Raw genomic sequence first — 24,770 nt, forward strand, 5'->3', positions numbered from 1 at the left:
TTCATGCAGGTTCAGTTCGGCACGGCGGGCTGGCGCCAATGTTCTGAAATCGAACAGAACTTACCCGGGTTCCTCGTTTGCGCCGCGCAGGCGGTCAAGAACCGCGTCCTGCCAGGTTTCGGGCAGGGCATACAGAATCCAGGCACCTGCCTCATAGTGGGCCCGCCGCCAGATATCGATCGGATTGAGGTCGCCGGGCGGGCAGGCGCCCATGACGCTCGACTGATGATCGGGTTGGGCGCTGTAGATCACCTTGGCCCGGATTACCTGCATGCAATTGGAAACAAAGACGATTTCGCCGGGTGCCTTTGTCCTGGCATTGCGAGCGAGGTTCTTCAGACCGGAGATTGTGTCCCGGCTTTCCACATCGGCCGAGATGCGTCCGCCGAGGCCGGAGCCGCGTGCCGCGATCAGCGCCATTTCCTGACTGCCAAGCCAGCCCTCCTGCGGGCGGTGGCCGCCGACCATGTAAAGCCGGTCGAGTTTTCCGGCTTTCAGCAAGTTCACTGCCTTGGCGATTCGCGCCGCCGCATCCTTGTTATTGTCGGTATAGAAGACGACGCCCGTTCCGCCGGTGAGGGTTTTCGACTGGTCCATGAACCGGCTCACGCCCCAGAAGAGGGCGGTTGCGACCAGATCAAGGAAGATCAGCCAGAAAGCGATTCGGCGAAGCCAGCGCATGCCCAACCTATAAAGACTGCTTCAGGGCAGGCCGCCATGCCCCATGTGCAGTCGTATTCAGGAATGTGATCGCAGGCGTGGTGAGTCGTTCCGGCAGGTCGTCGCGGCTGAACCATCCCCAGCCGCCATGTTTCTCCGGTTCCATGATGCGGGGCTCTCCAGAAACGATGCGGGCCTCGTAGATCGGTGACACCCAGTGCTGGCCGTCGCCGCCATCGATAATTTCCGAGATACAGGCCAGGCGCGTCAATTCGATGACGATGCCAAGCTCTTCCTCGATTTCCCGGCGCGCTGTGTCTTCCGAGCGTTCGCCGAAATCGATCTTGCCGCCGGGCAGGCCCCAGGCGCCGGCTTCCGGTTCCTTGAGGCGCTGGATCAGGAGGACGCGCCCCTGATCGTCGAGGATACCGGCGCCGCAGCCAGCTCCGGGTCGGGGGGGAGAATCGGTCATGGCCACCATTCTAGGCCAGACCGCTCGACGGAGCAGCTACTGAATCAACGCTCTCCAAGGATCCAGCGGATCACGTCGGTGTAATCGAAGGCCAGTGAAACCGTCAGTACCATGACAACCAGGACGATCCATTTGCCCGACAGGGTCTGACCCACGCGCCAGTGGGTAAAGCGGCGAAGCAGGTAGACCAGTGCCGGTGTCCAGAAGATGACATGGGCAAGGCCCAGCAGCCGCGAATATCCGATCTGGCTGTAGAGCCCCAGCATGGCGGCGGCGCCCAGCAGGAAACCCGCCAGCACCCAGCGCGCCTCGACGCGCACGAAGCTGAATGCGGCGCCGAACACGCCGAGGACGACGACCATCAGGTCCAGCCAGGTCTGGACCCATTGGGGCTGCTTCGCGACATCGGCCTGCCAGGCGGCCATCAGGTCCTGCATGTCAGAGTTCTCCGAAGGCTTTTAGGGCTGCTCTGGCGACCGGCTCGCCCCATTCCTGCACGAAATGGCCGGCGTCCTCGATGATCATCGGTTCTGGGCAGGCGCGGATCTGCGCGCGGAGCTTTTCCATGACGGGCGGCCCGAGCACTGGGTCTGCGGCGCCGACAGCCATGAATGTGTCGCCATGCCATTCCCGCGCCCACCAGTCAGCGGCGCGTTTCGATGTTTCTATGCCTTCCATGCCGGGTTCGACCATGACGAGTTCCGGGAAGCGCCGCACCCCGGCCTTGTAGGACGCGTCAGGGAAGGGCGCGCCATAAGCTGCCGCTTCAGCATCGGTGAGCACCGGTGTGCCGCGCTTCATCAGGGCGGCAATGTCCATGTCGGGCTGCGAGGCGCTATAGGCTTTCCAGGCATTGAAGCCTTCGCTGGGCGAGGTGCCAGTGGCGAGCGTGGTGTTCATTACGATCAACCGCTCGAACCGATCAGGAAATTCCGGTGGCAGGGTCAGGCCCAGCAGGCCGCCCCAGTCCTGGCAAACGAGGGTGATGTCCTTTAGGTCCAGCCGCTCGATCAGGGCCAGCATCATGTTGCGGTGGAAGTGGAAGGTGTAGGTTTCATCCGCCACCGGCTTGTCGGAGCGCCCGAAGCCCAGCCAGTCCGGCGCGATCACGCGGGCGCCGGAGTCGAGGAATACCGGGATCATCTTGCGGTAAAGGTAAGACCAGGTTGGCTGGCCGTGCAGGCAGAGATAAGTGCGCACGGCATTCTTCGGGCCCTCGTCCACATAATGGACGCGGAGGCCCTCGTAACCTGGCAGGTCGTCGATATAATGCGGCGTGTAAGACCAGTTGGGCAGGCCTTCAAATCGTTCGTCCGGTGTGCGTCTGGCTTCGATCGTCACGTGTTTTGTCTCCCACCTTTGATTTCATCTTGTCCCCGGTTAGCTTGGCCGGAGGATATTTTCCCGGATCATTGCGCGAATTGGGTGGAATGTCCCTGCACGAAATCTGGAAAGGAAGACGGGCATGGCAAAAGTGATCGGTTTGGGCGGAATATTTTTCCATTGCGCAGACGTCGAGGCGACGCGTGACTGGTACAAACGGGTGCTGGGAATGGAGATCGACGATTATGGCGGCTCAAGCTTCGCTCATGCCGACTCGGCGGCGCAGTTCCCACAGGGTGCCCGCACGATCTGGGCGCCGTTCAAGGCGGGCAGCGACTATTTCAAACCCTCTGACGCTGACTTCATGATCAATCTGATGATCGACGATTTCGACGGCATGCTGGAACGCCTCAAAGCGGAAGGCGTGCCCATGGCGGGCGAGCCGATGATCGAATCCTATGGCAAATTCGCCTGGGTGATTGATCCGGACGGCCGCAAGATCGAACTCTGGCAGCCGATTGAGTCAGACCCCGCGGTCTGAGACGATGCGCGGATCGGCGCTCGAAAGACAAAAAAAATGGCCGCCCGGCGTTTAATCCGAGGCGGCCCGAGGAGAGGCTCTGGAGAGCTTGGCTGGTAGGACGCGCCGTTCTAGTCGCGCGCAGAAGCCTTGCAGGCTTCGATTTCTTCAGCCGAGAGCTCGTCTTTGTCGTTCTTGAAAGAGGTGATTTCACCAGCTTTCTTCGCGAGCTTCTTGCAGTCGCGGAGCGTGACTTTCTTGCGGTCCATGTCGCCTTTGCAGACGGTGTCTTCGCAGGTCCAGACGGTGCCGATCACAGCGAAACGTGCCTCATCGACCGGCTTGGCGGTTTCAAAGGTGAAGCTGCTGGCGAATGCGGGGGCGGCGAGGCCAAGGAAGGCGGCGCCAAGAATTGCGGAACGGAGCATGGGAGGATGCCTTTTCGCTTATGGTTATGTTCAGCGCCGGTAGCACGGTGGTCACTCCGGCGCTGAACCAATAGATAGCGCTGAAAAATTCGTCAAGTGTTCAGCGCTTCACGTTAAGCAGCTGCCTTATTTCTGGGCAACCATGAGGCTGGCCGGTTGTTCGGTGCTGGCTGCATAGATGCGGGTCAGCTCCGGGGCATCGATCCGGGCGACGGCCTGGGCGATGATCTCGGATACGCAGGCGTCGTCCACACGCGGAGCACCTGCGACTGGACGGGTGTAGCGACAGGCGACAGTCGCTTGGTCTTGCACTGATTTCAGCACAGTTTCCGCGCCGGAGGCTGTACCGAGCACTGAAGCGTCATACTGTACGTCCAGCTGCAGATAGCGCTCGATTTCGGCAGACGCCGGAGCCGCAAACAGGGCGGCGCCGGCCAGGGTTGCACTAAGGGCGAGAGAGAGGGTGCGGGAGGTCATGGGAGGAAACCTTTTTGCGTTGGATGAGCGTGGCCCGGTGAAGCCACAGGGCAGAAAATATGATCGCTGAACAAAATGTCAATCGTTCAGCGCTTATAATTTTTCTAACAGTTCAATTTAGTTCGCCGCTTGCCCCGGCGGCACAAATTGCGGTGCGCCGGTCCCTCGATATGCTGTCTTCAACAGGCTTTACGAAAAGACGCCTCAAACCGGGGCAGAGGTCAGGAGGACGCGCGACATGGATTTCAATATTCCCCAGGAAATAGCCGACTATTTGGTGGTGCTAGACAAGTTCATCGAGGACGAGATCAAGCCGCTTCAGGAGCAGGACGACAACAATCGCTTCTTCGACCACCGCCGCGAATGGGCCCGGACAGATTTCGACAATGGCGGCTTGCCGCGTCCTGAATGGGAAGAGCTGTTGAGCGAAGCCAAGCGCCGCGCGGACAAGGCCGGCCACCTTCGCTATGCGCTGCCGAAAGAGTTCGGCGGCCAGGACGGCACCAATCTCGGCATGGCCATCATCCGCGAGCACTTCGCCCGCAAGGGGCTCGGCTTGCACAATGACCTCCAGAACGAGCACTCGATCGTCGGCAACTTCCCCCAGATCCTGATGCTGCGCGACTTTGCCCGCCCGGACCAGCGCCACCTCGCGGATGCTGCGCTGAAGGGCGAGTTCAAGGCCTGCTTCGGCCTGACCGAGCCGGATCACGGCTCCGACGCGACGCACATGGAAACCCGCGCGGTGCGCCACAAGAAAGACGGCAAGGACGGCTGGTTGATCAACGGCGCCAAGATGTGGATCACCGGCATGCATGTCGCCAGCCACATCATGCTGTTCTGCCGTACCAGCGGCGAGGATGGCGATGCGAAAGGCATCACCTGTCTGATCATCCCCGCAGACGATCCGGGCGTGATCATCGAGGAGTATCTGTGGACCTTCAACATGCCGACGGACCACCCGCGCCTGACCATCAAGGATGTCTGGGTGCCGGAAGATGCCGTGTTCGGCCCGCCGGAAGGCGGCCTCGCGCTGGCCCAGCACTTCGTCCACGAAAACCGCATCCGCCAGGCGGCCAGCTCCGTCGGTGCGGCGATGTACTGCATCACCGAGGCGGTGAACTACGCCAATGAGCGCCGTCCGTTCGGCAAGCCGCTGTCGGTGAACCAGGCGATCCAGTTCCCGCTGGTCGAGCAGGCGACCGAGGCTGAAATGCTGCGCCTCTTCATCTTCAAGACGGCATGGGAAATCGACCAGATGTCCAAGCCGGAAGTTGCCATCAAGCTCTCCGACAAGGTGTCGATGTGTAACTACAAGGCCAACCGGCTGTGCTGCGACGCGGCCGACCGGGCGATGCAGGTGCATGGCGGCATCGGCTATTCACGCCACAAGCCGTTCGAACACATCTACCGCCACCACCGCCGTTACCGCATCACTGAAGGTTCCGAAGAGATCCAGATGCGCAAGGTGGCCGGCCACCTGTTCGGCTTCATGGGGCCGAACAAGGGCAAGAACCGCAACGAACCGTTCGATTTCGCGGTTCGCTGATTTGCAGAAAATTCTTCGCGCAAGGGGCGAAGGGTTAACAACCGGGTAACCAAGTTAACGCACTCCTCAGTCTGACAATTCTGCCAGGCTGAGGAGTCTCGCCCATGTCTTTGCTCGAGCGTGTCGTTCGTGCACATCGTTGCCGTTCTACCCACCACTATATCGCACTCGATGCCCTTTCGCTGATTGGCGGGGAGCAGGGGAAGGCCTGGAAGGCCATCTTCCTGGTCCATCACGAGCACCTTCTGGAAGGTGCGAAGGCTCCGGACGCGAAGTTCAAGGACTTCAAGAATCACGTCTGCCACGTGAATGAAGGCCTGTGGGGCGGCGCACCCGACAAGGCAATGGAATGGTATGCCCGCTCGATAGAGTTCCTCCGTGCGAAGAAGTGGAGCAAGGCAGCCTATGCGCTCGGCGTGCTGAGCCATTATTACGCTGACCCGATCCAGCCGTTCCACACGGGCCAGACGGAAGAAGAGGGCGTCATCCACCGAGCCGTCGAATGGTCCATCGCCAAAAGCCGCGATGTGATCGATGAGATGATCGAGGCGAATGGCTACCCGGACATTCAGATTCCGGACGGTCCGGGCTTCGTCGCCGACATGGTGGTCGAAGGCGCGACCCTGTCGAACACATTCTACGACACCTTCATCGACCATTATAATCTCGAACGCGGGGTCTCCCATCCGCCGTCCGGCCTTGATGATACGATGCGCGAAGGGATTGCCGAACTCGTGGCCTATGCCACGGCAGGGTTCGCTGCGCTGATGACGCAAGCTATCGAAGAGGCCGCCGTCGCACCGCCGAAGGCCCATCTGACCCTGCAGGGCTATATCGAGACGCTCGACATTCCGCTCCGCTGGATCACGGCGAAACTCGCCGATGCGAACGACCGCGCGCAGGTCGAGCGGATGTACAAGGAGTTCAAGAAGACCGGCAAAGTGATCAAGACCCTGCCGGAAGACGACAAGATCATCCGCAAGAAACATGCGGCTCAGGTGCTCCGTGTTCCGCTGAAAGAGATCGACAAGCAGGAGATCCGTCCGATCGGCACAGCCCATGTGCTGCCGGAAGGAGAGGTCCAGGCGATTGTGGAGGAACCGGAAGCCGAGATCGTCGAAGAAGACATCATCCTCGATGAGGCCGCTGAGGTCGAGGCGGACGTCGAAGAGGTCGAGGCCGAAGTGTCTGAAGAAGAGCTGATCCTCGATGAAGAAGACCTTGCGGCCATCGAAGCGGCGGGCCTCGACATAGACGGTGAGGCTGAACTCAGCGCCGGCGACGATGAGGATGACGACGACGAAGAAGACTACGAGTCCGACGAAGACGAAGACGAAGATGAGGACGAGTACGAAGACGACGAAGAAGAAGACTTCGACGAGGAAGATGAAGACGACGACTTCGACGAAGACGAGGATGATGAGGAATACGACGAGGACGATGAGTCCGACGAGTATGACGAAGAAGACGACGAAGAGTACGAGTCCGATGAAGACGACGATGAGTCCGAAGATGACGATGAAGCCGAGGAATATGATGACTCGGCCGAAGAGGAATCCGGTGACGAGGTGGAAGAGATTGCCGCGTCAGAAGATGACGAAGTGCCTGCAGACGAGCCGCAAGTCCGCGGTTCTGGCCTGACGCGGGAAGATCCGGTCGTCGATGCGCCGTCCATCGGTCCGAAGACGGCCGCGCGTCTCGAAGAGGTTGGCATCTACACGATTGGCGACCTGCTCGATTGCGATATCGAGGAGACGGCCTTCATGCTGGACGTCCACTTCATCGATTCCGAAACCCTGCGGGATTGGCAGGACCAGACGAAGCTTATGATGGAAGTGCCGGGCCTGCGCGTGCACGACGTGCAGATCATGGTCGGCGCCGGTATCCGCACCAGCAAGGAATTGGCCGAAGCGCCTGCGCGCACCTTGTTCCTGCTGGCCACGGAATTCCTGAATTCGCCGGAAGGCGAGCGCGTCCGCCGCGGTGACGACCTCTTCATGGAAGAAGAGGTCGAAGAATGGATCGAACGCGCCCGTGACGCGGCTTAAAGCGGCTCGAACTCAGATGTGAAGTGCCGCATCATCGGCGGCTCTTTCACGATCTTCAGGCCGCGCAATTGGTCCTTCGAGTTGGCGAGTTCCTCGAACACCTCGACAATATAGTCCGCATGCGACTGGGTGTAGACACGCCGGGGCATGGCGAGGCGGACAAGGTCCATGCGCGCGGCTTCCTCGCTGCCGTCGGGCTTGCGCCCGAACATCACCGTGCCGATCTCGCAGCCACGGATGCCACCCACCTCGTATAGTGCGCAGGCAAGGGCCTGGCCCGGATATTCCAGCGGCGGGATATGGGGCAGGAAGGCGCGGGCATCCACGAACACGGCATGGCCGCCCGCGGGCTTCACGACCGGCACGCCCATCGCATCCAGGCGCTCGGCAATATAGGCATTCGTCCGTACTCGGTAGCGCAGGTAGTCCTCATCAATGATTTCGGACAGGCCCTGCGCAATGGCGTCCAGGTCCCGGCCCGCGAGGCCGCCATAGGTCGGGAAGCCTTCGGTCTGGATCAACAGGGTGCGGGCGCGTTCGGCCAGTTCATCGTCGCGCAGTGCCAGCCAGCCGCCGATATTGGCAAAAGCATCTTTCTTGGCGCTCATCGTCATGCCGTCGGCAACTTCGAACATGTCGTGGATGATCGCCTTGATGCTGCGGTCCTGCTGGCCCGGCTCGCGCAGTTTGATGAACCAGGCATTCTCGGCAAAGCGGCAGCCGTCGATGAAGAACGGCTTGCGGTAATGCTGTGCGATCTGGGCGACGGCGCGGATATTTTCGAGGCTTGCCGGCTGGCCGCCGCCGGCATTGTTGGTGATGGTCATCATCACGGCCGGAACAGAGTCGCGTTTCTCGCGGAGCAGGGTTTCCAGCGCTTCAAGATCCATATTGCCCTTGAACGGATGATCGAGGGACGGGACTTTGCCCTCGGGCACGGGCAGGTCCACCGCCTCGGCGCCGGCCGCTTCGATATTGCCGCGCGTCGTATCGAAATGGGTGTTCGAAGGAATGATGTGGCCGGGCTTTGCGATCAGGTTGAACAGGAGGTGTTCGGCCGCGCGCCCCTGGTGCGTCGGAATGATGTGCGCGAAGTCCATCAGGTCGCGGACTGCTGCCTCAAACCGGTAGAAGCTCGGTGCCCCGGCATAACTCTCGTCACCGGTCATGACCGCGCCCCATTGCGCCGCGCTCATGGCCGAGGTGCCGCTGTCGGTTAAGAGGTCGATGATTACATCGTCTGAATGCAGTTTGAAGAGGTTGTGCTTTGCCGCCTTCAGCAGGTCGGCGCGTTCTTCGCGCGTCGTCATCCGGATCGGTTCGACCGATTTGATGCGGAAAGGTTCGATGATGGTTTTCATTTGGCTCACTCCGGGCTCTTTAAAAGTCCTGGAGGTGGCCCGAAGGCGTCGCACACAGGACTTATCCTGCGCCGCGGTTGCCTCGCCTTGGTGACGCGACCGCGCTCAGCGCCTGTTGCAATGGAATCCGGATATCAAGGGCTTCTGAGTTTTTCAAGATGCCCGTTCGCTGCCGCGTGGCTGCAATCCGGCACTACGGTAAATCGCGTCGATCACGCGCATGTTTGCGACAGCGTCCTCGCCGCCGGTCAACGGCTCGGCCCGCCCGGCCAGCACGTCGACCATATGCGCCAGCTGGTGATCGTAAGTGATCTCGCCCGGAATGGTCTCCGTCCGGTCCGGCTGGCCGCGCTGCTGGAGGATGATCTTGTGCCCGAGATGCGGATGGATGGGATTGTTGAACGTAAGCGAGCCCTTTGTGCCCTCTATATGCAGCTGCAGCCGCCGCGACACGGTCTCCGACATGGATGTCATGATCGAAGCCGTGACATCGCCCGGGAACACCAGCCGCGCATGGGTCGAGATGTCGACGCCCGGCCGATCGCAATGGCACTCGGCAGAGGCCACGGCCGGTTCAGCGCCGGCCATCGTCCGAACCATGTGGATGCAATAGGTGCCGAGATCCATCAGAGCGCCGCCGCCCGACTCCAGCGTATGACGCAGCTCGCCCGGCCGGTAGGGGATCGGGACCGAGAACGCCGCCTCCATGGACAGGATTTTCCCGACATGCCCGCTGTGGACGTGGCCAAGCGCATGGATGAAAGCCGGATGGAAGCGGTAGTGGAACGCCTCCACCAGCGGCCGGCCTGTCTCTTCTGCCGCGCGCTGCATGGCCATGGCCTCGTCGGCATTCATGGCGAACGGCTTCTCGCACAGCACGGCCTTTCCGGCTTTCAGGGCGGCGATGCTGAGATCCGCATGCCGGTTCGGGGGCAGGGCATTGTAGATCAGATCGACGTCATCGCGGGCGATCAGGGCTTCATAGCTCTCCGCCACATGCTGGATTTCATGCTCTTCGGCAAAGGTTGCGGCGCGTGCCGGGTTGCGGGCGGCGACAGCGACCACCCGGCAATCGGTCCGTCGCCGGGCCGGTTCAATGACGGCTTTAGGCGCAATCTTCGCCGCCCCGAGGATACCAATCCGGATCATGCCTTGCCCCTCTGCTGACGGGCATAGTGGCAATGCCGGGCCGGTTCGTAAATCAGCCCGCAGCCGGAAGCGCCGAAATACTTAACAAGGCCTTGCTGCAATCTTTCGAATTTCACCGATCCGGTAACCAAACAGAAAGGCTGTGGCGGGTTAATGGAACATCCCAAGGCCGTTAATCTTAGGAGTGCCTACGCCAATGATGAATGATCTTACGGCGCACATCGCTAAAACTAGCGGCCTTGCGGACCCTATTGCGAAACAAGCCCTCGGCATCGTGCTCAATGCCGCCGAACGCCAGGCTTCCCCTTTCGCCACGGCCATGTTCACGACCATCCCCGGCGCGCGTGCCCTTTCGGCCCGTACAGGCAGCGAGCTTGGCGCCCCGGTCGGTGAAATTGCCCGCATGATCGAGCAGACCCCGGGCGGCAAGCGCCGCGTCGCGCGCGAGATGATCACCGCGCTGCATGCCATCGGCCTTGACCACAAGCATATCGGCGCGCTGCTGCCGGCGATCTCATCCCATATGGAAGAGGTGCATGGCCTGACCGGCTTCGGCCATTTGGGCGATCTGATCGGCTCCGATCTCGATGGCGATATCACGGCGGACGACAGCGACACCAAGGCCGCTTGAGCTCCAGGGTCTTCGGAAGGAAGCGCCGCTCCTACGGGGCGGCTTTTCTTTGCCTGACAGAATATTGTCTGCACCGATGATCCAGCCTCGGATTTCCTGCGTATCACCTTCGATACGTCTGGCGTCCGCACCCCAGCAAGGCGTGTCTATCTACCCAAGGGCCAGGTTGCCAATTTACCCTCCCGGCAGCCTGGCCCTTTCCCTTCGCGTCCGCCCTGTTTATGGAAGGGCGAACGAACAGGGGAATTTCACTCATGACAGCGACTGCGACGCTTCAGGCGGATGAGAAACTTGCGCTCGACCTGATGGCGGCCATCCGGGCGGCGGCGGACGAGCTTTGCGCGCCGTCCCATGTGGACCTCGTCTCGGTGACCGTGGATGTCTCCGCCCGTATCGACGATGCGTCCAAAGCCAGCTTCGATACCCGGATCGACCGGCGCACGCGCACCATTCTGTTTGCAGGCGGCTCGGCTTCCGTGGATGGCACGATCGTGATGAGCGCGACGGCCGTCTATTCCATCCGCCCGGCCTGAATCGCCCGTCCGTCGAACGCTCCCTCTGGCAGGGTGTCGAGTTCGTTGCGGACGCGGGGCAGGGCCTCCGGGTGTTCCTCCTGAAGCCAGATGATCATCTTTTCACGGATGAAGCAGCGCAGGTCCCACGCGTCTGGTGAGTTCTTTGCGCTGGCCAAAGCCCGCACACGGATCGTGCTGAGGCCGGTATCGGTCACCTGCAGGTTCACGACATCGCCATCCCATAAGGGCGACGCGCGGCAGATTTCGGTCAGCTTCTCCCGCATTTCGGAAACCGGTGCGCGATAGTCCAGCGACCAGAACACGCTGCCGATGATGCTGGCTGATTTCCGCGTCCAGTTCTGGAAGGGCTGTTCGATAAAATAGGAAAGCGGCACGATCAGGCGCCGCCAGTCCCAGATACGGACCACGACATAGAAGAGACCGATCTCCTCGATCCAGCCCCACTCATCTTCCAGCACGACCGCATCGTCCAGCCGGATCGGCTGGGTGAAGGCGATCTGCAGGCCGGCGATCAGGTTCGACAGCATCGGCCGGGCCGCGATGCCGACTGCGATGCCCGCGATCCCGGCAGAGGCGAACAGGCTGACGCCGAACTGTTTCACGCCGGGGATCAGTGTCAGCGCCGCGGCGACCGTGATCACACCGACCGCGACAACCCAGATGCGCCTGACCACGTCCAGCCGAGTCGCGGACTTGCGGGCCTGCAGATTGTCGGCCTCGTGAAAGTTCAGTTTGGCGAGCCGCCGTTTTACCAGACCGTCGACCAATGTGCCGATCGTCCAGCCGGTGGCGGCGATGAAGCAGATGGAGGCGAGCACGCCCGGCCAGTCGCCAAGCTTGTCCCAGTCCGGCACCAGGCCTGTGTGAGGGATGGTCAGGATGGCCGCGCCAATCAGGGTGAACAGGGCAGGTGGCCGCGCGCGCTTCAGCCAGCGAATCCGCATCGCCAGCCTCAGCTTTTCCCGCTTCGAGAGGGTGGGGGCCGTTTCCTTCTTGTCTGCCTTTCCCGTGATGACAGGGCTCCTTGCGGTGACGTGTCCTATACGTCCGGATACGCGAAAGGACTGCGTGGGTCCAACAGCCGAAGCGATGTTTCGCGTCAAAACGGCCATACCGACCCCCTGCCGGGCGCAATGGCGGGCCTTTTTGGGCAGGTGTGGGAAGCTGAGACCGCTATTTGCGGCAAACCCGGCTTCTGTTTATTCAAAATCAGCAAAGTCTTTTCAATTGTACCGCCATCTGGCAGCAAACGATCCAGACTGAGACCTTTCTAGGAGTATGTGCATGATCCTCTCCCGTATGCCGCGTCTGATGGCCGCCGGCGCCATGGCCCTTGTTCTGGCTGCCTGTGGAGGCGGCGGTGGCGGCGGGTCCGCCAGCGATGTGCCGACGCTTCGCCGCGGCATCTCGGCCAAGGTCGACACGCTGGATCCGCACAAATCCTCGGCGCAATGGGAGAACATCCTGATCGGTGACATGTTCATCGGCCTGACAACGGATGGCGCGGACGGCCGCCCGCAGCCCGGCATGGCGACCAGCTGGGACACCAGCGCCGACGGCCTCGTCTGGACCTTCCACCTCGGTGACTATGTCTGGTCCGATGGCAATCCGGTGACGGCAAACGACTTTGTCTATGGCCTGCGCCGCATCCAGTCTCCGGAAGTGGCGTCGCAGTATTCCTCGCTGCTTTACCTGATAAAGAATGCCGCCAAGATCAATGAAGGCGTGTTGCCGCCGGAAGAGCTGGGCGCCCGCGCCATCGACGACAAGACGCTGGAACTGACGCTGGAATACCCAGCGCCCTACCTGCCGGGCCTGCTCACCCACTACACGACTTATCCGGTGCCGAGCCAGGCCATCGAGACCTATGGCGATGCGTGGATCCAGCCCGACAACATCGTGGTGAACGGTCCGTACAAGCTGGTCTACTGGCGTACGGGCGACCAGTTGGTGTCCGAAAAGAACCCGACAGGCTTTGGCGCAGCCGATGCCTGCTTCGACCGCGTCGTCTATTTCGAACTGGAGGATCTCTCCTCGGTCGAGAACAAGATCCAGGCCGGTGAACTGGATATCAACAACGCCTTCGATGGAGCCCGCCAGGCCGAGATCGAAGCCAAGTTGCCGGGCTGGGTCCGCACGACACCCGCCCTGATCACGACGTACTGGGCGTTCAACACCGAAGTCGCGCCGTTTGACGATGTCCGCGTGCGCAAGGCACTCGCGATGGCGCTCGACCGGGAATTCATGGTGAAAAGCGTCCTGACGCCCGGCTATGTGCCGGCCTATTCGATGGTGCCTCCGGGGATCGACAATTACGATGCCCCGCGTCCGCATGTGGACTGGGAGGACGTCCCGCGCCCGGAACGGCTCGCGGAAGCCAAGCGCCTGCTGGAAGAAGCCGGATACGGGCCGGGCAATCCGCTGGAGTTCGAGTACATCCACCGCTCGACCGACGACAATCCGAAGGTTGCCCCGGTGGCTCAGGCCAACTGGGCCGAGATTGCCCCATGGGTGAAGCCGACGATCGTGAAGCAGGATACGAAAGTGCTCTATGCGCGCCTGCGCCAGTCGGACTTCCAGGTTGCCGATGCGGCCTGGGTCGCGGACTTCGACGATCCGATCAACTATCTCTACCTGCTGAAATCCGACACCGGCCAGCAGAACTACGGCAATTACAACAATCCGGAATATGACGCGCTGATCATGCGCTCCAATTCGGAACTGGACCTCAAGAAACGGGCCCAGACGTTTGCCGAGGCCGAGGCGCTGATGCTGAACGATTACCCGATCACGCCGATGTGGTTCCAGGTGACCAAGAACCTCGTCGATCCGACGCTGACCGGCTTTGAAGACAACGCCAAGGACCAGCACCGCTCGCGCTTCATCTGCCGGGATGGTATGAAGACCGCAGAATAAACGTCGCTGAACAGGGGGAGGCGGCATGAGTCATGACCTCGAAGTGGCCGGGGCGGCCTCCCTTGGCGGCCTGTCCTCCGGCGAGCACCATCAGGTTCAGCCGCCGGGTGAGCCCTGCCGCAATTGCGGCACGGTGGTGATGGAACGCTACTGCACCCGGTGCGGACAGCTAGCCTCGAACTTCCACCGGCCGTTCTTCAGTCTCGTCGCCTCCAGCCTCGCGGACACGTTCGCGCTGGACAGCCGGCTGTGGCGGTCGGTGCCACTGCTCCTGTTCCGGCCGGGCCGGATGACGCGGGACTATCTGGACGGCAAGCGTGCGCGGTACGTCCCGCCGTTCCGCATGTTCCTCCTGTCGTCGGTCCTGTTCTTCCTCACCGTCTTTGGGCTCGGCGACCGGCTCGGCTGGTATGCCGGCTGGAACATCAATTCGGGCGCAGGTCTGGAGCGGTCGGCGGAAACGCGCGCTGACGCGATCGCCGCGCTGAAGCTGGAGCTGGAAGACGAAAACCTGGGTGAAGAGGGCAGGGCCGCGCTGGAATCAACGCTGGCCACGCTGGAAGCCGGCGTGGAACTGCCATTCGTCAACGAGGACGGGACGGTCGACCGCGACGCCCTGCATGACGCCATCGACAAGGCCACGGAAGAGGGGGTTAGCCCGGAGGAAACCCAGGCTTTTCAGGCTGCGGGCGACCAGTTTGCCCGGGTTTTCGAAAATCAGGACCGCTTTGCCGCGCGTTTCCGGGAATGGGCGCCGCGATTCAGCCTGATGTTCATGCCGTTGCTCGCGCTGATGTTGACGCTGGTCTACATATGGAAACCTAAGGTTTACATATACGACCATGTTATAACTTCGCTCCATTTTCAAACATTCATATATTGCCAGTTATTTTTACTAATAATTGCAGGTGCTTTGCTGCATATTGGTGCCGGTTGGCTGGTTGCCATCGGAACAACTTGGGGTGTTTTTTACCTGCACAGGCAGCTTCGCGTCACCTACGGGACCGGCTTCTTCATGGCGGCGCTTCGTACCTCCATTCTGCTGATTCTTGGTATAACCGTGCTGTTTCTGCTCGCGCTCGGGCTGGTTATTCTCAGTTTTGTCCTCACTTGAACGCGTTTGCCTCGCCGACTGAGGCAAATAAACCACACCCCCCACGCTTTCGATGACAGAACAGTAACGATGCGTTGACGCTACGGTGACGAGGGTCTTATCGATATGCCCAAGTCCGGATTTCAGGGGTCCGGACACGCGCCAGAAGACGGCGCAGTTCAACTATTGGAGGTAATATAGTGAACGGGAAATCCATTAAGTCCCGCCTGCTGGCCTCGTCCGTTATCGCGGGCGCGGCGTTTGCAGCACAGGCGAGCATGACTGCAACCGCTCAGGAAACGGCTGAGACGGCAACGCCGGTGACCGCCGTGACGGAAGAAGACGTCGCGCGTCAGGAAACGGTTGTTGTCACGGGTTCGATTCTTGCTGGTGAAACGGCATCGCCTGTCACCACGATGACGGCAGAAAACTTCGACGCACGCGGTATCGTTACGATCTCCGACGCTGTGACGAAGCTGTCCGCAAACAACGCTGGTACGATCCCGCAAAACTGGAACGTCGGCTTCAACTTCGCAACGGGTGCAACTGCCATCTCGCTGCGCGGTCTGACGACCAGCTCCACGCTGACCGTTTTCGACGGCCTGCGCATGGCGCCGTATCCGCTGGCCGATGACGGCCGCCGTAACTTCGTTGACCTGAACGCAATTCCACAGGGCATCGTCGACCGCGTCGAAGTGCTGCGCGATGGCGCTTCGTCCACCTATGGTGCAGACGCCATTGCCGGTGTTGTCAACGTCATCACCAAGAAAGAAATCCAGGGCGTTCACGCTGACGCATCCTACGGTATCGCCCAGGAAGGCGACGGCCAGGAACTGCGCTTCGGCCTGACCATGGGTAAGGGTGACCTGGACCTCGACGGCTTCAACGTTTACGTGGCCGGCGAATATCAGGACAGCGAAGCGATCTATCCGCGCGACCGCGGTTATCCGTTCAACACCTGGGACTGGAGCGACATCTGTGGCCCGTCCGGCAGCTGTCTGGACAACGGCAACCCGAACGGCATTGAGTTTGACGGCAGTTTCGATGGCGTAGGTAAAACTCGTGTACCGATGATCCGTCCTTATCAGGATGGAGCTGCTGTGGGTCCCTACGAACTGGGGGATCCGACAAAGGGCTGTCAAGGTCTTACTGAGCATGTCATCACCGCTGAGCAAGCGGGCGATTCGACTGCTTGGCCGGCAGGTACGGTGGTCTGTGAGCAGAACATCTTCGGCGACTACTACCAGGCTTCTCCGGACATCACCCGTTCGGGCCTGGCCAGCCGCGCTACCTTCCGTCTGGACAATGGCGCAGAAGTGTACGCCCGCGCAGACTGGTACCGCGTGACCAGCATGAGCTCGTTCACGCCCTATGGCTGGAATGGCGACACGGCGCCTCCGGGACAAATCAAGACTCCGCTGGTCTTGTTGCCGGTTTATGTCTGCCCGACGGGTACCGAGACCTGTGATGCAAGCAATGGCACGCTGAACCCGCAGAACCCATATGCTGCTGAAGGATATGAAGCCCAAATTCTCGGCTATCCAAGCCGTCAGCGCTCTGTCGAATCTCAGGCTGATACATTCCGTGCGGCCGCTGGTATCGATGGTTCGTTCGGAAATGGCTGGGACTATTCGGCTGACCTGTCGATCTCGCACGTCGATCTCGACATTACCCGCAACGGCTACATCGTCCTGCAAAACCTGCTGGATGTCGTTGCTGACGGCTCTTTCAACTTCATTGACCAGTCTGCGAACACCCGTGCACAGTATGATGCCCTCATGCCGGAAAGCGTCAATAATTCGACGTCCGATGTGATCCAGGGCCAAGCGACCCTGAAAAAGGACCTGTTCGAGCTTCCGGGTGGCCCGCTTCAGGCTGCTGTGGGCGTTGCCTGGCGTGAAGAAAAAATCGACAACCCGAGTGCAAACCCGGCAAACGATCTTCACCCGACTGAGCGTTACTACAACCTCAACTCCGTCGGTGCCGTTGGTAGCCGTCAGGTCTGGTCGGGCTTCTTCGAAGCGGATGCGCCGATCCTTGATAACGTCAACGTGAACATCTCTGGTCGTTACGATGAATATTCTTCGGGTCAGGATAACTTCTCACCGAAGATTGGCATCAAGTGGGATCCGATCCAGACGCTGTCGCTGCGCGGCACGTATTCGGAAGGCTTCCGCATTCCGAGTTTCAACGAGTCTTTCGGCCTGCCGACGACCGGCTACATTTCGCAAACTCTGGACGCGGACGATCCCGGCGTTGCTGAATTCATTGCGGCGCATGCCAGCAACCCAGCCTACACATCGGGTACGTACAATGTTGGTCTGACTTCCTCGGGCAATCCGGGCCTCGATCCAGAAGAATCGAAGTCCTACACCTTGGGCGCAGTCTGGAGTCCGACTTCGGACCTTCAGTTCACGGTCGATTACTGGAAGATTGAGGTCAGCAACCTCATCACCAACGTCAACTACGGTCCGGCGATCGAAGCTTACTACGCCCAAGGCGGCGTCGTGAACCTCGATGGAATTACAGTTCGCCCTGGCACGATTGACTTGGAAAATCCGAACGCCCTACCGCTGCTTGGCTTCATCGAGTATAGCTACACCAATGCTGACTCGCAGGAAGTGTCGGGTGTCGACTTCTCGGCAAAACTGCACAAGTCGCTGCCGATGGGTCTGGAATGGACTTCGGTTGCCAACGTTTCGTATCTCGACAACTACGAGAAGACCTATGACGATGGCACGACCGAAAGCTACGCCGGCACGCTCAGCCCCTGTGACGTGACGTCCTGCTCCGGTGCGCCTGACTGGCGTTGGGACTGGCAGAACACGATCGACTACAATGACACGTCGGTCACTCTGACGGCCTACTACACGGCGGGTCTGGATCTGGCTTCGACCGACTACGGTGGCGTGAAAGGTGATTGTGCAAACAACATTGGTGCGTCCGTCTATCCCTACAACGATGGCACCCCGTCGCTCTGTTCGTCGGATGACATCCTGTACTTCGACCTGACGGCAAGCCACAAAGTCAACGAGAAGCTCTCGGTCTACATGAACGTTCTGAACCTCCTGAATTCGGAACCGAACTTCGACCCGAGTGCTGCTTACTCCCTGTACGGCTACAACCCGGCCTGGGATTCCTCTGGCTTCATCGGCCGTTACTTCCGCATCGGCGCGAAGGTGGACTTCTAGTCCGGCCTCGCTGTTCGACAGCAAATCGGGAACGGCGGTCCTTCGGGACCGCCGTTTTCTTTTGGCGTAACAAAATGTGAACGCAACGGTGCCCGGAATGGCGCCGTATATTGTCCCTATATTGCCTGTATATGGTGTTTCCGATGGTCTGCAGACGGACCCTTATCCAACCGGTTTGCGGTGGGGGGCGGCGTCAGGCATCCGCGTGCCAGCGGGCATAGATGGCCGTCGGAAGCAGGCGGTCGGAGTCTTTCTGGGGCAGGGCCATTTCGCCCATTTCCATCGTGCCACCGAAGGGCTTCAGCCGGTCAGCCAGCGCCTGCGCCAGGGCGAGGTAAGACAGCCGCACAGCGTAAGCCGTGAGGATCACGAAGCGCGGCTGGTCGCTCAGTAGGTCCCGCACAGTGTCCAGTAATTCCGGGAGATTTTCCTCGAAACGCCAGGTTTCATTCTTGGGGCCGCGGCCGAATTTCGGCGGGTCCAGGATGATGCCGTCATAGCGGTTGCCGCGCCGGATTTCGCGGGCGGTGAACTTCATCGCGTCGTCGGCGATCCAGCGGATCGGTTTGTCGTCGAGGCCGCTGAGGGACTGGTTTTCCTTGCCGTAGCCGTTCGATTTCGGGCTCGCATCGAGGTGCACGACCTCCGCGCCCGCGGTGGCGCAGGCGAGCGACATCATTCCGGTATAACCGAAAAGATTCAAGGCGTTGATGGGGCGTCCGGCGGTACGGATCTGCTCCTGAGCGAAGCGCCAATGGACAGAATGCTCCTGGAAGACGCCCATGTGCCGGAAGGCAGTGCGCCGGGCGTTGAAGGTCAGCCCGTTCCAGCGCATCGGCCAGGTGTCCTGCGCCTTGGGGGAGAGGATCTCCCAGTTGCCGGAGCCGTCTTCATCATTGTTTTTGCTGGAGAAACGGGCATCGGCGCGCCAGGTTTCCACCGGGCGGGCCGGTTCCCAGAAGGCCTGCGGATCGGGCCGGATCACGGTCTGGCTGCCGAAGCGTTCCAGCTTCTGCAGGTGCCCGGAATCGAGCAGGGCATAGTCGTCCCAGTCATCCGCGACGAGCAGCTTTGTCTCTGTTTTCATTGGAAATCCCGCTGCCGCCAAGCCTCATAGACCATGATCGCGGTGGCCTGCGCAAGGTTCAGACTGTCCGCTCCGCCGCGCATGGGGATGAGGACGAGCTGGTCGCAATCGGCTTCGACGGGGGGCGGGAGGCCGGCCTGTTCATTGCCCATCAGGATCACTGTATCCTGTTGCAAATCCACCAGATCGTGGCGGGCGGTGCCGTTCACGGAGGCGGCGACGGAGGCGATGCCGGCCGTGCGGCGCCAGGCTTCGAAATCTTCATAGGAAGCGGTTGCAAATGGCATGTCGAACAGCGACCCCATGGAGGCGCGCACGGCCTCGAAGCTGTAAGGATCACAACAGGTTCCGACGAGGATGACCCCGTCCGCCCCGGCGCAATCGGCAGTCCGCAAAATCGTCCCCAGATTGCCCGGATCGCGCACTTCATAAAGGGCGACGAACAATGACTTCTGCGGACCATGCCGGACTTCAAGCTGATCAAGCGTGACCTGTCGTTGCTTGAACGTTGCGATAACGGACTGGGCGTTGTCCTTGTGGGTGATCTTCGACATCAGCCGCTCGGGCACCAGCACGACCCGCGCGCCGGCGGCCTCTGCCTTGTCAGCGAGGGCGGCAATATGCGGGCGGTCCGCAACCGCTGCGGCCACGACGAGCGTGTCCGGCTCCCAGTTATTGGCGAGACCTTGTTCCACAAGGCGCGCGCCTTCGGCCAGGAACAGGCCGCTCGCCTGGCGTTCCTTCTTCCGCTCAAGGCCTTTCAACGACTTGATCAGCGGGTTCGACGGGGAGGTGAGGGTTTCTGGCGGACGTTTCATGCGTTGTGGATCGCGTGCGGCGGACTCTTGCGACGGGTCCCTGAATAGGGCATCCCATCACAAAGGGAATGCCTAACAGGAGGTTAGCGGGGTCCCGAATGAAAATGCTCGATTACCTGCTGGCGCCAGTTGCGCTGGTAGGCCTCGTGGCAACGGGATGGTGGGGGCTGTACCAGTCTCCGCAGCGGCCTGCAAACCTGGCCGCGCAGCTTGAGCAGGATGCCAACGCCACCCTTGCCCGAAATGGATATGACTGGGCGCATGTGCGCATGAACGGCCAACGGGCCGTGCTGAAGGGGGCTGCCCCTTCGGAGGATGCCGCCATGGCCGCTGCCGAGACGGTATTGCGGTCCACCTGGGGCGGCGGCGTGATCGTCGGCGGGGTGACTGTTGTCGAGGTTGCGGTCGATCCGGGCCTGCCGGTATCGCCCTTTGTGTGGCGCGCAGAGAAGCTGGCTGACGGCCATATGATCCTTTCCGGTTACGTCCCCTCGCGCATGATCGCCAGCCAGATCGAAGCGGAAGCGACGCGCCTGTCGGGCGGACAGGCTGCCGAAAACCGGATGGAGGTTGCCGCCGGTGCGCCGGGTGGCAACTGGCAGGGCGTCGCGCGCTTCGGCCTTGGTATCCTGTCGGACATGGATGAAGGCGAAGTTCGTCTCATTGGCAGCACGCTGCGGGTGAGCGGCACTGAGGCGGACCCGGCAGAGCGCGCGCACCTGTCTGCGCAGGTCGCCGCGCTGGCTGCGCCGTATCGCGGCGTACCGCTGATCAAGGGGCTGCCTGTCTGGACGGCGGCACATACGGATGAAGGACTGGTCCTGGAGGGCAAAGTTCGCAGTGAAACCCAGCGAAGCGAACTGGTCGGCACGGCTCAGGCGAATACGTCCGGCGACGTGATCGACCGGATGGAACTCGCCCCCGATATGCCGGATGACTGGATCGCGCTCGCGCAGACCGGCCTGCCGTCATTTGCCCGGTTCCAGTCGGGAGACATGGGGTACTATCCGGCAGACGGCGATGCGGGTTTCGTGATCGAAGGCGAGGCACCTGCCAGCCTTATCCAATCGGTCAAACAGGATATCGCGGCGGCGGAGCCCGGTATACCGGCGACCGTCTGGGCCTATCCGATGGATGTGGATGTCCCGGAAGTGTCAGGGATCGACTTTGCGAAAGATGCGGCGACTGCCTGCCAGTCGGCATTCGATGCCGTGCTGGCCGCAAACCCGGTCGGGTTTGAAGCAGACGGAACGACCCTTTCCCGCGAGAGCTGGCCTGCGCTCGACAAATTGCTGGCCGTGTCACATCGCTGCGCGCCGGGCCTGCTATTCGAAATCGGCGGACACGCTGATTCGACAGGCAATTCCGATGGCGCAGGCGCTTCCGGAAAAGCACGTGCCGAAGCGGTCGTGTCCTATATGGTGGCAGCCGGGTTTGATCCTGCCCGCCTGTCTGCGCTTGGCTATGGCCCAGACCAGCCTGCGCGGGCTAATGACAATGGTGACGGTCAGGTATCCGGCCGGCTGATAGAAATCAGGGTTCTGACACGGAGCGACTAATGGCTTGGCTTGTAACACATATGTGGATGGTGCTGGCTGGAGCGACCGTGTTTGCGCTCCTCCTCGGCTGGTCCGTTCGCGGCATGCTGCTGACCGGCAAGATGCGCAAGGCCATTGTCGACAAGGATGTGGCCCTGACTGAACTCGATCAGGCGCGCGACGAGATCGAGCGCCTGTTTGCGGCCCAAAGGGCTCAGCGCGGGGAAGGCGGGAATGTCGCCGATGCGTCCGCCCGCAAGATTTCAGACCTGACATCGGAACTTCAGAAAGCGAAGACCGAACTTGCGACCCTGAAAACGGAATCTGCCAAGGCGAGCGCAGCAGCCTCTGCAGCCCCGGCTGCCGACACGGATGCACCGACCATTGTGCTACCGCCGAACCGGGGCGGGGCCGAAGACGCATCGGGCCAGGTCGAAACAGCTCCGTCCGCTGGCACAGCGGATGACGACGCCGAAGCCCCGACGCTGGTCTGGCGTAACCGGCATCTTGAAGCCCGGGTGCAGCACCTTGAAAGCCAGCTCGCAGAACGGGCGGCTGCTCCCGCCGCTCCGGTCGTTGTTGCCGAAGCCATCGAGCCTCAGCCGGCTACCGAGCCTTCGGTCGACGAGGCAGGGCTGGATAAACTGAAATGGCAGGCCGACTATCTCAAGCAGCGCGTCGAGGCGCTCGAAGCCGAACTGGCCAAGGCGCCCGCGGAAGCACCGGTCTTGGCCGATGAGGATCTCAACGAGGAGATGGCCCGCCTGCGCTGGCGCAATCGTTTCCTGGAGGGCCGGCTCGCCTATTTCGAAGGCGGCGCGGAAGACGCTGCGGCTGAAACGGTTGCCGAACCGACTGGTGCGGAAGCGATGCTCGAAGAGCTGGAAGTGACGGATACTGCCGCCGACATGACCGAAGCGGTCGAGGCCATGGCCGAAGACATCTCCGCGGCCGAAACGTTTGAAGACGTTGAAGCGGAGCCCGTCTACGAGGAGCCGGCAGTCGAAGTGCAAGCCGAAGACGAAGTCATTGAAGACGTGACCGTCGAGGAATTGGAGATCATCGAGGAAGAGATCGAAACGGCGGACGAAGACGCATTTGCCGAAGTCTCTGAAGATGAAGCCGAAACGGAAGAAGACAGTTTCGAAGACGTTTCCGACGATGAAGAGGAATCCCTCGCCGAAGCCGATCATGCCGATGAGGATGTGCTCTCGGATGAGGAGTATGACGAAGAAGACTTCATCGAAGAAGATCAGTCCGATGAGGAATTCGACGCAGAGGCTGACGAAGCAGACGAAGTCGACGACGAAGACGACTACGAGGAAGACGACACGGACGAGCAGGACGAGTCGTACGACGAAGAATCCTATGAGGACGAGTCTGACGAAGACGAGTCTGACGAAGACGGCGAAGTCGAAGACGAATATGAAGACGACGCCGATGAGGACTCCGACGACGATGAGGAAGGCGAGTCCGAAGACGACGATGCCGACGAAGCGTACGACGACTCGGAAGATGAATTTGAAGCTGACGCTGACGATGAAGACGGCTCCGACGAGGAGTCTGACGAGTTTTCGGACGAAGCGGACGACGCCGAAGACGACGCTGAGGATGAGGGCGACTTCGAGGAAGAAGACGAGTCTGTCGAAGATGAAGTCTCATACGAGACAGAAGAGACGGTCCTGACAGAGCGCCCGATGGCGATGAGTGGCCCGGTCGAAGGTCATCCGGATGACCTGACCCTGATTGGCGGCATTGGTCCCAAGATCCAGGTCCTGCTGAACGAGCTGGGCGTCTGGCACTATGACCAGATTGCCGAATGGACGCCGGAGAATGTCGCCTGGATGGACGAGCATCTCAATTTCGGCGGTCGCATCGCCCGCGAAGGCTGGGTGGAGCAGGCGGCTGTTCTGGTCCGCGACGCAGAAAGTGTCTGACACATTCAGGCGAGGTTCAGCCGGAACCGGCGAGCCTTGCCCGCGTAATCGCCCGGCGCGCCCGATTGCAATTTGCAGGCGCGCGGCTAACCTTGATTTGCCTGCAACAGGGAGAGGCACATGACGAAACTGATCGATATCGATAGCGCTATTTTCGAGGGCGCGCCGCGTGTGAACCTGTCCCGCCGGGCCATCATTTCCGGCATGGCTGCCGGCACGGTGTTTCCGTTCATCAGCGGCTGCGAGACCAACCCCGCAACGGGCCGCAGCCAGCTCCTGCTGTTCGGTGATCAGGAAGTGGCGTCCATGGCCGCATCGGCCTGGACCGACATGAAAGCGCAAACGCCTGTGACGGCGAATTCCCAGCTGAAGAACCGCGTGCTGCATGTGTGGGAGAAAACCGTGCGCGGGGCGGAGCAAAAAGGCGACATCGCAGCCGGACAGAGCTGGGATGTGGCCGTGTTCGATACGGACGACGTCAACGCGTTCGTCATGCCGGGCAACCGGGTCGGCGTGTATCGCGGTATAACGGAACTGACCGAGAATGATGACCAGCTCTCATCCGTTCTGGGCCACGAGACAGGCCACGTGGTCGGCCGCCATGCTGCTGAGCGCCTGTCGGTGACGACGCTGGCGCAGACGGGACTCGCCGTCGGCCAGATCGCCATTGCCCAGTCCGATACGCTGTCCAAGTATGGCAGCGAAATCGGCGCGCTGGGCGGCGCCGCCATGCAGTTCGGCGTGATCCTGCCCTACAGCCGCAATCATGAACTCGAGGCTGACAAGCTCGGCGTCGATTACATGCACAATGCCGGCTACGACGTGCGCCAGTCCGTGCGCCTGTGGGAGCTGATGGATGCCCAGTCCAAGGGCCAGCGCCCGCCGGAATTCATGTCCACCCACCCGGACCCGGCTCGCCGGGCCGATGAGCTGGTGAAATACATCAACGCGAAGGGCTATGCCCTCATGTAGCAGGGAAGGGGCGGCCTGACTCGTCCCGCTTGACCCCACTATCCAGATGCGCCATACGCGCCGC

General features: G+C 61.1%; 22 protein-coding genes. 11 read left to right on the forward strand and 11 right to left on the reverse strand.

What is annotated here, in order from left to right; all coding sequences use genetic code 11:
• Positions 1 to 60: 60 nt before the first annotated feature.
• The 4 genes from R3C98_RS13180 to R3C98_RS13195 are packed head-to-tail and all read right to left on the reverse strand — an operon-like array spanning position 61 to position 2,467.
• Positions 61 to 681, reverse strand: a complete 621-nt coding sequence (locus R3C98_RS13180; RefSeq protein ID WP_371314543.1) for an ElyC/SanA/YdcF family protein — start codon at positions 679 to 681, stop codon at positions 61 to 63.
• Between the two features lie 7 nt (positions 682 to 688).
• Positions 689 to 1,132 carry an NUDIX domain-containing protein gene (locus tag R3C98_RS13185; RefSeq protein WP_371314544.1) on the reverse strand — a complete coding sequence of 148 codons (444 nt, stop codon included), beginning with the start codon at positions 1,130 to 1,132 and terminating at the stop codon, positions 689 to 691.
• Positions 1,133 to 1,176: 44 nt separating this feature from the next.
• Positions 1,177 to 1,569 (reverse strand): hypothetical protein, encoded by a 393-nt coding sequence (locus R3C98_RS13190; RefSeq protein ID WP_371314545.1) that lies wholly within the window; start codon positions 1,567 to 1,569, stop codon positions 1,177 to 1,179.
• 1 nt (position 1,570) lies between these two features.
• Positions 1,571 to 2,467, reverse strand: coding sequence for a haloalkane dehalogenase (locus R3C98_RS13195; RefSeq protein ID WP_371314879.1), 897 nt, complete (start codon positions 2,465 to 2,467; stop codon positions 1,571 to 1,573).
• 130 nt (positions 2,468 to 2,597) lie between these two features.
• On the opposite strand from R3C98_RS13195, the gene R3C98_RS13200 reads away from it, so the two are divergent.
• Complete coding sequence (locus R3C98_RS13200) at positions 2,598 to 2,996, forward strand: VOC family protein (protein WP_371314546.1); 399 nt, start codon at positions 2,598 to 2,600, stop codon at positions 2,994 to 2,996.
• A gap of 110 nt (positions 2,997 to 3,106) precedes the next feature.
• Here the strand turns inward: R3C98_RS13200 and R3C98_RS13205 are convergent, their stop codons facing one another.
• On the reverse strand, positions 3,107 to 3,403 hold the full coding sequence (locus tag R3C98_RS13205; RefSeq protein WP_371314547.1) for a hypothetical protein: 297 nt from the start codon (positions 3,401 to 3,403) through the stop codon (positions 3,107 to 3,109).
• Between the two features lie 126 nt (positions 3,404 to 3,529).
• Complete coding sequence (locus tag R3C98_RS13210; RefSeq protein WP_371314548.1) at positions 3,530 to 3,880, reverse strand: UrcA family protein; 351 nt, start codon at positions 3,878 to 3,880, stop codon at positions 3,530 to 3,532.
• Positions 3,881 to 4,118: 238 nt separating this feature from the next.
• Between R3C98_RS13210 and R3C98_RS13215 the strand changes: the two genes are divergently transcribed.
• Together R3C98_RS13215 and R3C98_RS13220 are read left to right on the forward strand one after the other, a co-directional pair.
• Positions 4,119 to 5,429, forward strand: a complete 1,311-nt coding sequence (locus R3C98_RS13215; RefSeq protein WP_371314549.1) for an acyl-CoA dehydrogenase family protein — start codon at positions 4,119 to 4,121, stop codon at positions 5,427 to 5,429.
• 104 nt (positions 5,430 to 5,533) lie between these two features.
• A complete protein-coding gene (locus R3C98_RS13220; protein ID WP_371314550.1) occupies positions 5,534 to 7,477 on the forward strand; it encodes a DUF4332 domain-containing protein in 1,944 nt (647 codons plus the stop codon).
• Here the strand turns inward: R3C98_RS13220 and R3C98_RS13225 are convergent.
• Positions 7,474 to 8,838 (reverse strand): tryptophanase, encoded by a 1,365-nt coding sequence (locus tag R3C98_RS13225; protein ID WP_371314551.1) that lies wholly within the window; start codon positions 8,836 to 8,838, stop codon positions 7,474 to 7,476. The genes R3C98_RS13220 and R3C98_RS13225 overlap by 4 nt on opposite strands.
• A gap of 153 nt (positions 8,839 to 8,991) precedes the next feature.
• The gene (locus tag R3C98_RS13230) at positions 8,992 to 9,987 is read right to left on the reverse strand and encodes a Gfo/Idh/MocA family protein (RefSeq protein WP_371314552.1); all 996 of its coding nucleotides are present in this window, start codon (positions 9,985 to 9,987) and stop codon (positions 8,992 to 8,994) included.
• Between the two features lie 196 nt (positions 9,988 to 10,183).
• Between R3C98_RS13230 and R3C98_RS13235 the strand changes: the two genes are divergently transcribed.
• Together R3C98_RS13235 and R3C98_RS13240 are read left to right on the forward strand one after the other, a co-directional pair.
• Positions 10,184 to 10,618: a hypothetical protein gene (locus R3C98_RS13235; protein ID WP_371314553.1), complete on the forward strand. Its 435-nt coding sequence runs from the start codon at positions 10,184 to 10,186 to the stop codon at positions 10,616 to 10,618.
• Positions 10,619 to 10,872: 254 nt separating this feature from the next.
• Complete coding sequence (locus R3C98_RS13240) at positions 10,873 to 11,151, forward strand: hypothetical protein (protein WP_371314554.1); 279 nt, start codon at positions 10,873 to 10,875, stop codon at positions 11,149 to 11,151.
• On the opposite strand, the gene R3C98_RS13245 is transcribed toward R3C98_RS13240, so the two are convergent.
• Positions 11,130 to 12,266, reverse strand: a complete 1,137-nt coding sequence (locus tag R3C98_RS13245) for a mechanosensitive ion channel family protein (protein WP_371314555.1) — start codon at positions 12,264 to 12,266, stop codon at positions 11,130 to 11,132. The two genes, R3C98_RS13240 and R3C98_RS13245, sit on opposite strands and share 22 nt — an antisense overlap.
• 172 nt (positions 12,267 to 12,438) lie before the next feature.
• Here R3C98_RS13245 and R3C98_RS13250 point away from each other — a divergent pair, with 172 nt between their 5' ends.
• From R3C98_RS13250 to R3C98_RS13260, 3 genes are all read left to right on the forward strand, one after another.
• Positions 12,439 to 14,070, forward strand: a complete 1,632-nt coding sequence (locus R3C98_RS13250; protein ID WP_371314556.1) for a peptide ABC transporter substrate-binding protein — start codon at positions 12,439 to 12,441, stop codon at positions 14,068 to 14,070.
• Between the two features lie 25 nt (positions 14,071 to 14,095).
• Complete coding sequence (locus tag R3C98_RS13255; protein WP_371314557.1) at positions 14,096 to 15,184, forward strand: DUF3667 domain-containing protein; 1,089 nt, start codon at positions 14,096 to 14,098, stop codon at positions 15,182 to 15,184.
• A 179-nt stretch (positions 15,185 to 15,363) separates the two neighbouring features.
• Positions 15,364 to 18,354: a TonB-dependent receptor domain-containing protein gene (locus R3C98_RS13260; RefSeq protein WP_371314558.1), complete on the forward strand. Its 2,991-nt coding sequence runs from the start codon at positions 15,364 to 15,366 to the stop codon at positions 18,352 to 18,354.
• A gap of 193 nt (positions 18,355 to 18,547) precedes the next feature.
• On the opposite strand, the gene R3C98_RS13265 is transcribed toward R3C98_RS13260, so the two are convergent.
• Both R3C98_RS13265 and R3C98_RS13270 read right to left on the reverse strand, forming a co-directional pair.
• Positions 18,548 to 19,441 (reverse strand): class I SAM-dependent methyltransferase, encoded by an 894-nt coding sequence (locus R3C98_RS13265; protein ID WP_371314559.1) that lies wholly within the window; start codon positions 19,439 to 19,441, stop codon positions 18,548 to 18,550.
• Positions 19,438 to 20,259 (reverse strand): TrmH family RNA methyltransferase, encoded by an 822-nt coding sequence (locus tag R3C98_RS13270; RefSeq protein WP_371314560.1) that lies wholly within the window; start codon positions 20,257 to 20,259, stop codon positions 19,438 to 19,440. The genes R3C98_RS13265 and R3C98_RS13270 overlap by 4 nt, the downstream gene beginning before the upstream one ends.
• A gap of 98 nt (positions 20,260 to 20,357) precedes the next feature.
• On the opposite strand from R3C98_RS13270, the gene R3C98_RS13275 reads away from it, so the two are divergent.
• From R3C98_RS13275 to R3C98_RS13285, 3 genes are all read left to right on the forward strand, one after another.
• Positions 20,358 to 21,818 (forward strand): OmpA family protein, encoded by a 1,461-nt coding sequence (locus R3C98_RS13275; RefSeq protein WP_371314561.1) that lies wholly within the window; start codon positions 20,358 to 20,360, stop codon positions 21,816 to 21,818.
• A complete protein-coding gene (locus R3C98_RS13280) occupies positions 21,818 to 23,734 on the forward strand; it encodes a hypothetical protein (protein ID WP_371314562.1) in 1,917 nt (638 codons plus the stop codon). The genes R3C98_RS13275 and R3C98_RS13280 overlap by 1 nt, the downstream gene beginning before the upstream one ends.
• A gap of 120 nt (positions 23,735 to 23,854) precedes the next feature.
• On the forward strand, positions 23,855 to 24,706 hold the full coding sequence (locus R3C98_RS13285) for a M48 family metallopeptidase (RefSeq protein ID WP_371314563.1): 852 nt from the start codon (positions 23,855 to 23,857) through the stop codon (positions 24,704 to 24,706).
• Positions 24,707 to 24,770 lie beyond the last annotated feature (64 nt).

Origin of the sequence: Hyphomonas sp., from assembly GCF_041398465.1 — a bacterium.
Classification (GTDB): domain Bacteria; phylum Pseudomonadota; class Alphaproteobacteria; order Caulobacterales; family Hyphomonadaceae; genus Hyphomonas.